The following is a 12,565-nucleotide window of genomic DNA, read 5'->3' as shown; positions in this document are numbered from 1 at the left end:
GCTCAGTGGCCCTGGGGCGGGAGCGCGGCCACGAGCGGGTGGTCCTTCGCGATGACGCCGACCTTCGCAGCGCCGCCGGGTGAGCCGATGTCGTCGAAGAACTCGACGTTGGCCTTGTAGTAGTCGGCCCACTCGTCGGGCAGGTCGTCTTCGTAGTAGATGGCCTCGACGGGACACACCGGTTCGCAGGCGCCGCAATCGACGCACTCGTCGGGGTGGATGTAGAGCGAGCGCTCACCCTCGTAGATGCAGTCGACGGGACACTCGTCGATGCAGGCTCGGTCTTTCACATCGACGCACGGCAGGGCGATGACATAGGTCACGGTGGGTCGCTGTCCCTTCGATGAGGCTGGAGTGCCAGTCTACGCGCGCGGCGCCGTCACGAGGCTCGTGCGGCGCTTCGTGACGGCAGCGAGGGCCAAGCGACGACGAGCACCGCGATGATCGTGGGCCCGACCGCCCAGATCGTGCCGATCGGACCGCTCGCGACCATCACGGACCCACCCGGCCCGGGAAGCGAGAGGATCGCCGCCGCGGCGACGACGCCCGCGGCCGCGGCCGCCGAGGCCGCCCGGCCTCCCGCGACGAGCCGGATCCCCACGAGCAGCGCCGCCACCCCGACCAGCGCCAGCGCGATCCCCCACGCGATGGTCACCTCGCCGACCTGCCACGCGTGACGGTGGCCGACGGTGCCGAGCACCCCGTAGACCAGCCCGACGCCGAAGGCGATGGCGAGCACCCCGATGCGCGAGCCGAGGGTGCGTCCGTCGCCGCGCGAGGCCGCGTCGTTCACGGGGGCGCCGGCGTGACCGTGTAGGTGACGGTCGACTCGTCGCCGGCGAGGATCACGAGGTGCGCGCCGTCGGTGTAGACGGAGCCGCCTCCGGCGTTGCCGGAGAGCGCCGCATCCTCGGTGAAGCCCGCGCCCGTGAGCGCCGACTTCGCGTCGGCCAGCGGATCGGACGAGTCGGAGGAGAGCACCACGACCCAGCCCTCGGTGTCGCCGGCCGCGCCGCCCGCGAGCTCGATGGTGCCGTCGATGACCGGCACCGACGCCGGGAAGTCGGCGGGCAGTTCGCCGCCGAGCTCGACGTCGCCGCCGGTGGCGCCCTCGACCGCATCCTCGACGCCCTGGTTCACGACGTCCTCCACGGGGTTGCCGACGCAGCCGGTGAGGAGGGCGGTCGCGACGGCGGCGACCGTGAGCAGGGCGGCGGCACGGCCGCGGCGGGGAGCAGGCATGCCCGCGAGTCTAGCGGCGGCGCCTGCGTCCGACCATGGCGTAGCGTGGTCGCGAGCGCGGCGCAGCGCCGCGGGAAGGAGAGCCGGATGACCGAGCAGCCCGTGACCGACACCGTCCCGCCGCCCGTCCGCGTCGAGCGCGACGGCATCGTGGCGACGGTCGTGATCGATCGGCCGAAGGCGCTCAACGCGCTCTCCCCCGACGTGCTGCGCGCCGTCGCCGATGCGTTCGACGCGCTCGCGGCCGAGGGTGACGCCGTCCGCGGGGTGATCGTCCTCGGCGAGGGCGGCCGGGCGTTCGTCGCGGGTGCCGACATCCGCTCGCTCTCCGAGCTCACGCCCGAGCAGGGCGCCGAGGCCGCCAGGCTCGGCCACCGTGTCGCCGCGACGATCGAGGGGTTCCCGGCGCCGGTGATCGCGTGCGTCGACGGCTTCGCCCTCGGCGGCGGTCTCGAGCTCGCGCTCGCCTGCGACCTGATCTACGCGACGGATGCCTCGGCCTTCGGCCAGCCCGAGGTGCGCCTCGGACTCATCCCGGGCTTCGGCGGCACGGTCCGACTCCCCCGCGCGGTCGGCCTCGCGCTCGCGAAGGAGCTGATCTACACGGGCCGTCGCATCGATGCCGCCGAGGCGGAGTCGGCCGGACTCGTCGCACGACGGTTCCCCGATCGCGCCGCGCTCCTCGACGGCGCCCGCGCGACGATCGCCGAGGTGGCCGAGAACGCGTGGACCGCGGTCGCGCTCGCCAAGCGCGTGCTCGTGCAGGCCGCCGGCACCCCCACGGCGACGGCGAGCGAGCTCGAGGTCGCCGGCTTCGAGGATGCGTTCCGCACCGACGACATGCGCGAGGGCGTTGCGGCCTTCCTCGACAAGCGCGAGCCGCGCTTCAGCGGAGGCTGAAGCGCGGCGGGCCGGCTCAGCCGGTGACGTTCGCCTGCAGCCAGGCCAGGCCGTCGAAGCGGACGCCGTCGGCGCCGTACATCTCGAGGTGCAGGTGCGGGCCGGTCGACTGGCCGGTGGAACCGACCGCGCCGATCAGCTGGCCGGCGGTGACGCGCTGGCCGACCGAGACCTGGATCGAGCCGTACTGCTGGTGCGCGTACAGCGACGTGACGAGCTCGCCGCCGATGTTGTGCTGGATCTCGACGTAGGCGCCGAACCCGCCGCCCGACTCGGTCGCCGTGATGACGATGCCGTCGGCGAGGGAGACGATCGGCGCACCGGCGCCGGGGTTGAAGTCGATACCGTCGTGGTTCGTCGAGCACCCGCCGCACGGCGCGCTGCGCGGGCCGAAGCCGTCGCTGATGCGCGACGGGTCGACCGGCCAGACGACGCGGGGCGCCTCGATGAGGGAGACCTCGCCGACGCCGGCGACGCTCGACTCGATGGGCGGCGGAGCCGCCTCGACCGACCACGCCTCCGCGTCGATCGCGGCGAGGGCGACCTCGGAGCCGACGTCGAGCGTCTGGGAGCGCAGGGTCAGCGTGTCCTCGGCAGGGGCGTAGACGGACGCGCGGACCTCGGTGTCGGTCGCGTTCACGGCGAGCGCGGGGACGCTCGTGGCGAGCAGCATGCCGCCGACGAAGGTCATGGCCGCGAGCGACATGGCGGAGCGGGTGGGGGCGGCGGAGCGGCGGGTGCTGCGGTCGGCGACCCGGGCGGCTCGGCGGTCTCCTTGGGCGGACGCCGCGGCGGCGTCGGGCTGGGAGGTGCGGGATCGGCGGGGGCCCGAGGCGCGCAGCGAGGGGCGGGCGGCCGCGCGGCGGCCATGCTGGGGGAAGGTCATAAGTGGGGGAAGGGGGTTTCAGGAGTAACGGTTACGTAACGAATCAATGCGTTTCGAATGAACCCGACACACCTTACGCGCCGATTTCTGGGAAGTTCATCAATCGGCCATCTCCATGAGGCCCCGGGGCCGTACCGCGGCCCCGGGACGCCGCCCGGCTAGCCCTGCTTCTTCAGCCGCGAGGCCGCACGCGCGCGTGCCGTGGCGTCGAGCTCGACCTTGCGGATGCGCACCTTCTCGGGCGTGACCTCGACGCACTCGTCCTCGCGCGCGAACTCCAGGCACTCCTCGAGCGTGAGCTGGCGCGACGGCGTCATCGACTCGAAGGTGTCGGCCGTCGACGAACGCATGTTCGTCAGCTTCTTCTCCTTGGTGATGTTCACATCCATGTCGTCATTGCGCGAGTTCTCGCCGATCACCATGCCCTCGTAGACCTCCTCCGTGGGGTTCACGAAGAAGGTCATGCGCTCCTGGAGCGCGATGATCGCGAACGGCGTGACGACGCCCGCGCGGTCGGCAACGATCGAGCCGTTGTTGCGGGTGACGATCGCGCCGGCCCACTCGTCGTAGCCGTGCGAGATCGCGTTGGCGATGCCGGTGCCCCGCGTGATCGTGAGGAACTCGGTGCGGAAGCCGATGAGCCCCCGGCTCGGCACGATGAACTCCATGCGCACCCAGCCCGTGCCGTGGTTCGACATGCCGTCCATGCGGCCCTTGCGCGCGGCCAGGAGCTGGGTGATCGCGCCGAGGTACTCCTCGGGCGCGTCGATCGTGAGGTGCTCGTAGGGCTCGTGCACCTTGCCGTCTACGTGCTTCGTGACCACCTGCGGCTTGCCGACCGTGAGCTCGAACCCCTCGCGGCGCATCTGCTCGACGAGGATCGCGAGTGCGAGCTCGCCGCGACCCTGCACCTCCCACGCGTCGGGCCGGCCGATGTCGAGCACCTTGAGCGAGACGTTGCCGATGAGCTCGCGATCGAGGCGGTCCTTGACCATCCGAGCGGTGAGCTTGTGGCCCTTGACCTTGCCGACGATCGGCGACGTGTTCGTGCCGATCGTCATCGAGATCGCGGGGTCGTCGACGTGGATCGCGGGGAGCGGGCGCACGTCGTCGGGGTCGGCGAGGGTCTCGCCGATGGTGATGTCCTCGATGCCGGCGACCGCGATGATGTCGCCGGGACCCGCCTCCTCGGCAGGGTGGCGCTCGAGCGCCTTCGTCTTCAGCAGTTCGGTGATGCGCACGTTCGAGTGCGAACCGTCGTGGCGCACCCACGCCACCGTCTGGCCCTTGCGGATGGTGCCGTTGAAGACGCGCAGGAGCGCGAGACGGCCGAGGAACGGCGAGGCGTCGAGGTTGGTCACCCACGCCTGCAGCGGCGCGTCGTCGTCGTACGTCGGTGCGGGGACGTGCTGGAGGATCGCCTCGAACAGCGGCTCGAGGTCCTCCGAGTCGGGCAGCTGGCCGTTCTCGGGCTTGTGGTGCGACGCGCGGCCGGCCTTGCCGGAGGCGTACACGACGGGCACGTCGAGGATCGCGTCGAGGTCGAGGTCGGGCACGTCGTCGGCGAGGTCGGAGGCGAGGCCGAGCAGCAGGTCCTGGCTCTCGGCGACGACCTCGTCGATGCGCGCGTCGGGCCGGTCGGTCTTGTTGACGAGCAGGATCACGGGCAGGCGGGCCTCGAGCGCCTTGCGGAGCACGAATCGCGTCTGCGGCAGCGGGCCCTCGGACGCGTCGACCAGCAGCACGACGCCGTCGACCATGGAGAGCCCGCGCTCGACCTCGCCGCCGAAGTCGGCGTGACCGGGGGTGTCGATGACGTTGATCGTGACCGGGCCGGATGTCGCGTGCGCACCGTTGTACTCGACGGCGGTGTTCTTCGCGAGGATCGTGATGCCCTTCTCGCGCTCGAGCTCGTTGGAGTCCATGGCGCGCTCGTCGACGTGCGCGTGCTCGGCGAAGGAGTGGGTCTGCTTGAGCATGGCGTCGACGAGCGTGGTCTTGCCGTGGTCGACGTGGGCGACGATCGCGACGTTGCGCAGGTCGTTGCGGGTGGCCTTGGCCATGGTGGGTCCTCGCGGGGCCGCCGGTCGCCGTGGGCACCGGGGCGCGGTTCGGCAGCGCGGGAGGCGCTGGATGTGCGTCGGTGGAGCGCGGTGGGCCGTGACGACGGCTCGCGCCCGACCAGCCTACCCTGTCCGGCGGAAACGCCGGACGCCCGGCATCCGCAGGGGATGCCGGGCGTCCGAGGTCGGATCGCTCCGCGCCTACGCGCCGAGCTTCAGGCTCGCGCCGGGGATGGCTGCGAGCAGGTCCTTCGTGTACTGCTCGGTCGGGTTGTCGAAGACCTCGTCGGTCGCCGCCGCCTCGACGATGCGTCCCTTCTGCATCACGCAGACGTTGTCGGCGATGACGCGCACGACCGCGAGGTCGTGGGTGATGAAGAGGTAGGTGAGGCCGAGCTCGGACTGCAGGTCGGCGAGCAGGCGCAGGATCTGTGCCTGCACGAGCACGTCGAGCGCCGACACGGCCTCGTCGAGCACGACGATCTCGGGCTTGAGCGCGAGCGCCCGCGCGATCGCGATGCGCTGGCGCTGGCCGCCCGAGAGCTCGTTCGGGTACCGGCCGACCAGCGTCCGCGGGAGGGAGACCTGGTCGAGCAGCTCGAACACGCGCTGCCGGCGCGACGTCTTGTCGCCCACCTTGTGCGTGGAGAGGGGCTCGGCGATCGTGTTGCCGATGTTGCGGAGCGGGTTCAGCGAGCCGTACGGGTCCTGGAAGACGGGCTGCATGCGGCTGCGCAGGCTGAAGAGCTCCTTGCCGCTGAGCTTGGCCAGGTCCTTGCCGCCGACGACGATGCGGCCGCTGGTGGCATCCTCGAGCTTCAGGAGCATCTTCGCCACGGTCGACTTGCCCGAACCCGACTCGCCGACGAGCGCCGTGGTCGTGCCCTTCGGGATCTGGAACGACACGTTGTCGACGGCGGTGAAGTCGCCGGAACCGCGGATCTTGAAGACCTTGGTCAGGTCCTCGACGACGATCGCGGGCGGCTGCTCCTCGGCCGCCTCGAGCACCTCGTGCCGCGCCTCGGCGGTGGCGATCAGGTCGATCGTGTCACCGGCGGCTGCCGCGGCATCCTCCGACATCGACGCCTCGGCCGCCGCCACGCTGCCCGACGCCTGGATGCGCCGCGAGGCGAGGCTCGGGGCGGCCGCGACGAGTCGCTGCGTGTACGGGTGCTGCGGGTTCTGGAGGATCTCGAGCGAGGGACCCGACTCGACGACCCGGCCCTTGTACATGACGACGAGCTGCTCGGCACGCTCGGCGGCCAGGCCGAGGTCGTGCGTGATGAACAGCAACGTGGTGCCGAGTTCGCGCGTGAGCGACTCGAGGTGATCGAGGATGACACGCTGCACCGTCACGTCGAGCGCCGACGTGGGCTCGTCGGCGATGAGCAGCTGCGGGTCGGCCGCGAGCCCCATGCCGATGAGCACGCGCTGGCGCATGCCGCCCGAGAACTGGTGCGGGAACTGCTTCAGCCGGCGGTCGGCATCCTTCAGGCCGGCCTGCTTCAGCACCTCGATCGCGCGGGCCTTGACCTCCTTGCGACCGGACGCGATGCCGTTGGCCTTGATGCCCTCCTCGACCTGGAAGCCGATGGACCACACGGGGTTCAGGTTCGACATCGGGTCCTGCGGCACGAAGCCGATCTTGCGGCCGCGAATGGCCTCCATGTCCTTCTTGGACGCCGTGGAGATCTCCTGGCCGTCGAGGCGGATGCTGCCGCCGGCGATGTGGCCGGTGCCCGGGAGCAGGTTGATGATGGCGTGCGCCGTCGTCGACTTGCCCGAACCGGACTCGCCCACGATGGCCAGGCTCTGGCCGCGGTAGAGCGTGATGTTCACGCCGTCGACGGCCTTGACCTTGCCCTCCTGCGTGTTGAAGGCGACCTCGAGGTCCTTGATCTCGAGGAGCGGACGCTCCTCGGCTCCGGTCGCGGTCTGCTGCACGTCGGTTCCGTTCACGATATCGGTCATCGCTGCGCCCTCGCCTTCGGGTCGAGCGCGTCGCGGACGACCTCGCCGAGCATGATGAAGCTCAGCACGGTCACCGACAGCGCGATGGAGGGCAGGATCAGCGTCTGCGGCGCGGTCCGGATGTCGGTCTGCGCCTGGCTGATGTCGTTGCCCCACGACATGGTCGACGACGGCAGCCCGACGCCGAGGAACGACAGCGTCGCCTCGGCGACGATGGCCGACGCCAGCGAGATCGTCGTGATGACGATGACGGGCGCGATCGAGTTCGGCAGCACGTGGCGGAGCAGAATGCGGAACGGCGACACGCCCAGGGCGGTGGCCGCCATGACGAAGTCGGCGTTCTTCACCCTGAGGATCTCGGCTCTCAGCACACGGGCCGTCGCCGGCCAGGCGAAGATGCCGATGGCCAGCGAGATGACCCACACGTTCGCGTACTGCGAGAGCACCGACATGATGACCACGGCCGCGAGGATGTAGGGGATCGAGAAGAAGATGTCGCCGAGGCGCGAGAGCACCGAGTCGATCCAGCCGCCGTAGAAGCCGGCCAGGCCGCCGAAGATGATGCCGAGGATGGCGACGAGCGCGGTCACGATGATCCCGACCGAGAGCGAGGTCGACGTGCCGTGGATGATGCGCGAGTAGATGTCGCAGCCCTGCTTGGTGAAACCGAGCGGATGCCCGGGCTGCGGGCCGCCGTTGCTGTTGGACAGCTGGCAGTCGTTGTTCGGCGGCACCTGGGTGAACCAGCCAGGGAACAGGGCGACGATCACGACGATGAGGATGAGCACCACCGAGATCCAGAACATGGGGCGCTTGCGGACGTCGCGCCACGCGTCGGACCAGAGGTTCGAGGGCTTGCCCTCGGCCTTGACGGTGTCGATGGCGACGAGCGGCGTCTCTTCGAGCGGCGCGACGTAGTGCGCCTGCGTGGGTCGGGTGTTACTTGGCATAGCGGATCCTCGGGTCGAGAACGGCGTACAGCAGATCCACCAGCAGGTTCACCACGAGGTAGATCAGCACCATGACGGTCACGAAGGAGACCACGGTGGGCCCCTCACCTCGGATGATCGCCTGGTAGAGGGTCCGGCCGACGCCGGGCACGTTGAAGATGCCCTCCGTGACCGTCGCGCCGACCATGAGCACGCCGAAGTCGACGGCGAGATAGGTGACGACGGGGATGAGCGAGTTGCGAAGGATGTGGATGGGCACGATGCGGTTGCGGGAGAGGCCCTTGCTCGCGGCGGTGCGAACGAAGTCCTGCGTATCCGTCTCGATGACCGACGCCCTCGTCAGTCGGACGATCTGCGCGAAGCTCGCCGTCGCGAGCACGATCGCGGGCAGGATCAGGTCTTCCCACGGCGCTCCGACGCCGACCGTGGTTCGGAACCATCCGAGTTGGATGGCGAAGATGTACTGGGCTGCGAACGCCACGACGAAGATCGGCAGCGAGATGAAGATGAGGCTCACGACGAGGGCGCTCGCGTCGAAGATGCCACCCTTGCGCAGACCCGAGATGAGGCCGACGAGGATGCCGCCGACCATCAGGAAGATCGTCGAGAGCAGCGCGAGGCGGAGGGTCACCGGGAACGTCTGCGCGAGGATCTCGGAGACCGGCTGGCCCGTGAAGGTGACGCCGAGGTCGCCGCGGAAGATGCCGCCGAGGAACAGCAGGTACTGCACGATGAAGGGCTGGTCGAGGTGGTAGCGCTCGCGCAGCTGCTCGACGACCGCGGGCGGCGGCGTCTTCTCACCGAAGAGCGCGACGATCGGATCGCCCGGCATCGCGAAGACCATGAAGTAGATCAGGAAGGTGGTGCCGAGCAGGACAGGGATCGCCTGGAGCACTCGGCGCACGATATAGCCGGCCATCGATCAGGCCCGCCGGTTCGTGGATGTTGACATGTTGAAGAAACCTCACCGTTTGCGAGTTCGTCCACACGATGCTACGCCGATCGGCCGTGCACCGCGGGGATACGTGGGAGTGGGGGGGGGGGGGGGGGGGGGGGGGGCCGGCCCCCCCCCCCCCCCCCCCACGGGCGCCTCAGAGTCTAACCCCGAGCCGCCCCGGAACGAGAACTACTCGCTCTTGGTGACCTGGTGCAGGATCGGCCAGGTGTCCCAGCCGAACTCCACGTTGTCGACCTGCTCGCCCCAGGCGCCCATGCCGTTCGTGTACCAGAGCGGGATGACGGGGAGGTCCTCGAAGAGGATCTCCTGCGCCTGCTGGAACTTCTCGATGCCCTCCTGGACGTCGGTCGCCGAAGCGCCCTCGTCGAGGAGCGTGTCGAACTCGGGGTTCGAGTAGTCGCCGTCGTTCGAACCGGCGCCCGTGCCGTACAGCGGCCCGAGGCCGTTGAACATCGACGGGTAGTCGAACTGCCAGCCGGTGCGGAACGGCGTCTGGATGGTGCGCTCGGTGACCGACGTGCGGAGCTCGGCGAACGTGGGCACCGGAGCACCCGCGGCCTCGATGCCGAGGTTGTTCTTCAGCTGGTTGGCGACCGCGTCGACCCAGCCCTGGTTGGGGCCGTCGGCGTTGTAGGCGAGCTCGAAGCTGCCCGACCACGGGGCGATGGCGTCAGCCTGCGCCCAGAGCTCCTTGGCGAGCTCGGGGTCGAACTCGAGCACCTCGGAGCCGGGGATGTCCTCGGAGTAGCCGTCGATGACGGGCGAGGTGAAGTCCTTGGCCGGGGTACGCGTGCCGTTGAAGATCACGTCGGTGATCTCCTCGCGGTCGATCGCGTGCGAGATCGCGGCACGACGCAGCTTGCCCTCGTCACCGCTGAAGTGCGGGAGCCGCTCGGGGATCGTGATGGTGGCGTTCGCAGCACCCGGCTGGTTCACCGAACGGCCCTCGAACTCGGTCTCGAAGGTCTGCAGCGCGCTGTCGGGGACGTCCTGGAGGATGTCGAGGTTGCCGCCCTGCAGGTCGGCGTACGCGGCGTCGGTGCTGGCGTACAGGATCATGTCGATCCCGCCGTTCTGCGCCTCGCGCGGACCGTCGTAGTCCTCGTTCTTGACGAGGTCGATGCGCTCGTTGTGGGCCCAGGCACCCTCGCCGTCCATCATGTACGGGCCGTTGCCGATCGGGTTCTCGCCGAACGCGTCGATGTCCTCCCACGCCGCCTCGGGCAGCGGGAAGTACGCCGTGTAGCCGAGTCGCAGCGGGAAGTCGGACTCGGGCTGCTTGAGCGTGACGGTGAAGGTGAGGTCGTCGACGACCTCGAGGCCCGAGAGCTCCTCGACGTTCTCGTCGTAGCTGAAGCCCTCGATGCTCTCGAAGAAGTAGCTCGAGAGCTGCGCGTTGTCGAGCGCGGCACCGTAGTTCCAAGCCTTCACGAACGACTCGGCGTTGACCGGGTCGCCGTTGGTGAAGGTCAGGCCCTCGCGGATCTTGATCGTGTAGGTCTGCGCGTCTTCGGTCTCGATCGACTCGGCGACGTCGTTCTGCGCGGAGCCGTCTGCCTCGTAGTACACGAGTCCGGCGAAGATGTTCTGCAGCACCAGGCCGCCGCCCACCTCGTTGGTGTTGGTCGTGACCAGCGGGTTCTGGGGCTCGGTGTTGTTGACCGTGACGATCGCAGCCGAGTCGCCCTCGGGTGCGGCGGGCTCGCTGCCGGTCGAGCATCCGGCCAGCGTCAGGACGCCGGCCGCTGCAAGAGCAACGGCGGCAACGCCGAATCTCTTGATCTTCAATGTTCCTCCTGTGAGATGAGCGCACGCTCGCGCGATTTCGTGGTCGAACGAGGGGGCGCTGGTAGGTGAATCGAGACTATAAGCGGGTTCGAGCCGAACAAACTTCATCTCGGAACCGTTACCGAGGCGCAACCTACGACCGACTCGGTGCGCATATGAGCACGCGGCGACGCACGAATCTTGCGTTCGCGCGTGCATGCGAGGATTGCCGCATGCCCTGGGCACGTCGTCTGCGCATCGAGGTCGCGATCGTGCTCGCCCTGTCCCTGGGCGCCTCCGCCGTCTACTCCGTCGTCTCGATCATCGGCCGTGTCACCGACGAACGGCCGCTCGGCCAGCAGAGCGCCGCGCTCAATCAGTCGCGGTCGGCTCGCGAGTGGCTCGACTTCACCTACCAGTTCCTCGACGTGGTGTTCGGGCTCGCGGTCGTCGCCCTCGCGCTCTACCTCCTGTGGCAGCCGGGGCGCGACCCGTTCCGGCGGATCGGCCTCGACCTCACCCGACCCGGGCGGGATGCCGCATCCGGCCTGTTCCTCGCCGCCGCGATCGGCGTGCCCGGCCTCGCCCTCTACGCCGCGGGGCGGGCGCTCGGCTTCACCGTCGCGGTCGTGCCGCAGCCGCTCGACGCGCACTGGTGGACGGTCCCGATCCTCGTGCTCGCCGCACTGAGGGCAGCGCTGGTCGAGGAGGTCATCGCGGTCGGCTACCTCTTCACGCGGCTTCGGGAGCTGGGCGTCGGGCCGTGGGCGACCATCCTCTCGAGCGCGCTGCTGCGCGGCACGTACCACCTCTACCAGGGCTTCGGCGCGTTCGTCGGCAACGCCGTCATGGGCGTCGTGTTCGGCTGGGCCTACACGAGATGGGGTCGCACGATGCCGCTCGTCATCGCGCACTGGCTCCTCGACATCGTGTCGTTCGTCGGCTACCCGCTCGCGGTGGCGCTGTGGCCCTCGCTCTTCGCGCCACCCGCGAGCTGAGGTTCGGCGGGCTCGGCGGGACGGGCCGACGGATGGCGCACCCTCGACGTCTCGGCGACGTGCCGGCCCTGCGCGAGCGCGACGACGGTCGCGGGAAGCGGCGGCAGCGTCTCCTCGGGGGGCTCGAAGCGGAGGTCGGAGTCGGCGGCGCGGATGCGCGCGCCGTCGATCCAGCTGCGGCGGCTCGGGGTGCACACCGGCGAGAAGGCCTCCATGCCGGTGAGACCGCCCGACATGCGGAGGTCGCTCATCGCGTCGGCGCGACGCAGCGCCTCCGCGAGGGCGGGGTTCCGCCGTTCGACGAGCCCGGCCCGTCGTTGCAGGCCGTGCGAGGCCGACCCGGCGAGCGTGCAGCCCACCATCACGCCGACGAAGGCGATCGTCGCGAACGCGGCGACGAGATCCACCGAGACCATGCGCGCACCCCCTAGTGCGAGAGAACCTCAGTGTACTCCCGGGCCGGGGGCGCGGGAGGGCCCGGATCCGGCAGGTCGCCGACCTCGCGAGCATGGACCCCGCCGTCAGGGGAACGGCCGGACATCGGAGACGACCACCATGGACCTCGCACACGCCATCGCCGCCGGCGGACTCGCCGCCCGCGCCACCGACCGTCGCCACCGCGCCGACGAGACCGAGGTCGCGCAGGCGCGCGATCGCGCGCTCGCCCGACGCGCGGCCGCGGCATCCGTCAGGCCGCGCGTGGTGTACCGCGAGCGCGGCCGCCACGCCGCGCCGCAGCCGGCCCGACCGCGCCCGGCCGGGGTGTGATCCCGCCGAGGCGTCCGCTACGCGAACGCCGTGACGATGTCACGGCGTTGATGCCGCTGCGT

13 protein-coding genes are annotated in these 12,565 nt (G+C 70.1%); 3 read left to right on the top strand and 10 right to left on the bottom strand.

Translation table 11 applies throughout. The annotated features are described in order from the left end of the window. Positions 1–2 precede the first annotated feature (2 nt). From fdxA to ACZ4TW_RS20335, 3 genes are read right to left on the bottom strand one after another with little or no spacing between them, the layout of a single operon-like run. Positions 3–323, bottom strand: coding sequence for a ferredoxin (gene fdxA / locus ACZ4TW_RS20345; RefSeq protein WP_067949403.1), 321 nt, complete (start codon positions 321–323; stop codon positions 3–5). Positions 324–379: 56 nt separating this feature from the next. Beyond that, entirely contained in the window at positions 380–793 is a 414-nt protein-coding gene (locus ACZ4TW_RS20340) for a histidinol dehydrogenase (RefSeq protein ID WP_465545776.1), read from the bottom strand. After that, positions 790–1,242, bottom strand: coding sequence for a hypothetical protein (locus tag ACZ4TW_RS20335; protein WP_465545774.1), 453 nt, complete (start codon positions 1,240–1,242; stop codon positions 790–792). Before ACZ4TW_RS20335 ends, ACZ4TW_RS20340 begins: the two co-directional genes overlap by 4 nt. Before the next feature lie 87 nt (positions 1,243–1,329). Here ACZ4TW_RS20335 and ACZ4TW_RS20330 point away from each other — a divergent pair, with 87 nt between their 5' ends. Further along, a complete protein-coding gene (locus ACZ4TW_RS20330; RefSeq protein ID WP_465545772.1) occupies positions 1,330–2,142 on the top strand; it encodes an enoyl-CoA hydratase/isomerase family protein in 813 nt (270 codons plus the stop codon). Between the two features lie 16 nt (positions 2,143–2,158). Here the strand turns inward: ACZ4TW_RS20330 and ACZ4TW_RS20325 are convergent, their stop codons facing one another. The 6 genes from ACZ4TW_RS20325 to ACZ4TW_RS20300 form a co-directional block, all read right to left on the bottom strand. Continuing rightward, positions 2,159–3,028, bottom strand: coding sequence for a M23 family metallopeptidase (locus ACZ4TW_RS20325; RefSeq protein WP_465545770.1), 870 nt, complete (start codon positions 3,026–3,028; stop codon positions 2,159–2,161). Between the two features lie 158 nt (positions 3,029–3,186). Beyond that, positions 3,187–5,091 carry a translational GTPase TypA gene (gene typA / locus ACZ4TW_RS20320; RefSeq protein ID WP_465545768.1) on the bottom strand — a complete coding sequence of 635 codons (1,905 nt, stop codon included), beginning with the start codon at positions 5,089–5,091 and terminating at the stop codon, positions 3,187–3,189. 201 nt (positions 5,092–5,292) lie between these two features. After that, positions 5,293–7,062 (bottom strand): dipeptide ABC transporter ATP-binding protein, encoded by a 1,770-nt coding sequence (locus ACZ4TW_RS20315; protein WP_465545766.1) that lies wholly within the window; start codon positions 7,060–7,062, stop codon positions 5,293–5,295. Further along, entirely contained in the window at positions 7,059–8,012 is a 954-nt protein-coding gene (locus ACZ4TW_RS20310; protein ID WP_465545764.1) for an ABC transporter permease, read from the bottom strand. Before ACZ4TW_RS20310 ends, ACZ4TW_RS20315 begins: the two co-directional genes overlap by 4 nt. Continuing rightward, positions 8,002–8,931, bottom strand: a complete 930-nt coding sequence (locus ACZ4TW_RS20305; protein ID WP_465545762.1) for an ABC transporter permease — start codon at positions 8,929–8,931, stop codon at positions 8,002–8,004. The genes ACZ4TW_RS20310 and ACZ4TW_RS20305 overlap by 11 nt, the downstream gene beginning before the upstream one ends. 207 nt (positions 8,932–9,138) lie before the next feature. Beyond that, a complete protein-coding gene (locus ACZ4TW_RS20300) occupies positions 9,139–10,758 on the bottom strand; it encodes a peptide ABC transporter substrate-binding protein (RefSeq protein WP_465545760.1) in 1,620 nt (539 codons plus the stop codon). 212 nt (positions 10,759–10,970) lie between these two features. On the opposite strand from ACZ4TW_RS20300, the gene ACZ4TW_RS20295 reads away from it, so the two are divergent. Continuing rightward, positions 10,971–11,735 carry a CPBP family intramembrane glutamic endopeptidase gene (locus ACZ4TW_RS20295; protein ID WP_465545758.1) on the top strand — a complete coding sequence of 255 codons (765 nt, stop codon included), beginning with the start codon at positions 10,971–10,973 and terminating at the stop codon, positions 11,733–11,735. Here the strand turns inward: ACZ4TW_RS20295 and ACZ4TW_RS20290 are convergent. After that, positions 11,681–12,151 carry a hypothetical protein gene (locus tag ACZ4TW_RS20290; protein ID WP_465545756.1) on the bottom strand — a complete coding sequence of 157 codons (471 nt, stop codon included), beginning with the start codon at positions 12,149–12,151 and terminating at the stop codon, positions 11,681–11,683. The two genes, ACZ4TW_RS20295 and ACZ4TW_RS20290, sit on opposite strands and share 55 nt — an antisense overlap. Positions 12,152–12,290: 139 nt before the next feature. Here ACZ4TW_RS20290 and ACZ4TW_RS20285 point away from each other — a divergent pair, with 139 nt between their 5' ends. After that, positions 12,291–12,503: a hypothetical protein gene (locus ACZ4TW_RS20285; protein ID WP_465545754.1), complete on the top strand. Its 213-nt coding sequence runs from the start codon at positions 12,291–12,293 to the stop codon at positions 12,501–12,503. The last annotated feature ends 62 nt before the right edge of the window (positions 12,504–12,565 follow it).

Source organism: Agromyces sp. NPDC029043, assembly GCF_055564615.1.
The sequence above is the reverse complement of the archived record's forward strand: the minus strand, read 5'-3'. Positions and strand labels throughout refer to the sequence as shown.

Coding starts and splice junctions, on each gene's coding strand:
- ACZ4TW_RS20305 (WP_465545762.1), bottom strand. CDS start 8,931: ATGGCCGGCTATATCGTGCGCCGAGTGCTCCAGGCGATCCCTGTCCTG.
- ACZ4TW_RS20325 (WP_465545770.1), bottom strand. CDS start 3,028: ATGACCTTCCCCCAGCATGGCCGCCGCGCGGCCGCCCGCCCCTCGCTG.
- ACZ4TW_RS20285 (WP_465545754.1), top strand. CDS start 12,291: ATGGACCTCGCACACGCCATCGCCGCCGGCGGACTCGCCGCCCGCGCC.
- typA (WP_465545768.1), bottom strand. CDS start 5,091: ATGGCCAAGGCCACCCGCAACGACCTGCGCAACGTCGCGATCGTCGCC.
- ACZ4TW_RS20295 (WP_465545758.1), top strand. CDS start 10,971: ATGCCCTGGGCACGTCGTCTGCGCATCGAGGTCGCGATCGTGCTCGCC.
- ACZ4TW_RS20290 (WP_465545756.1), bottom strand. CDS start 12,151: ATGGTCTCGGTGGATCTCGTCGCCGCGTTCGCGACGATCGCCTTCGTC.
- ACZ4TW_RS20315 (WP_465545766.1), bottom strand. CDS start 7,062: ATGACCGATATCGTGAACGGAACCGACGTGCAGCAGACCGCGACCGGA.
- ACZ4TW_RS20335 (WP_465545774.1), bottom strand. CDS start 1,242: ATGCCTGCTCCCCGCCGCGGCCGTGCCGCCGCCCTGCTCACGGTCGCC.
- ACZ4TW_RS20330 (WP_465545772.1), top strand. CDS start 1,330: ATGACCGAGCAGCCCGTGACCGACACCGTCCCGCCGCCCGTCCGCGTC.
- ACZ4TW_RS20310 (WP_465545764.1), bottom strand. CDS start 8,012: ATGCCAAGTAACACCCGACCCACGCAGGCGCACTACGTCGCGCCGCTC.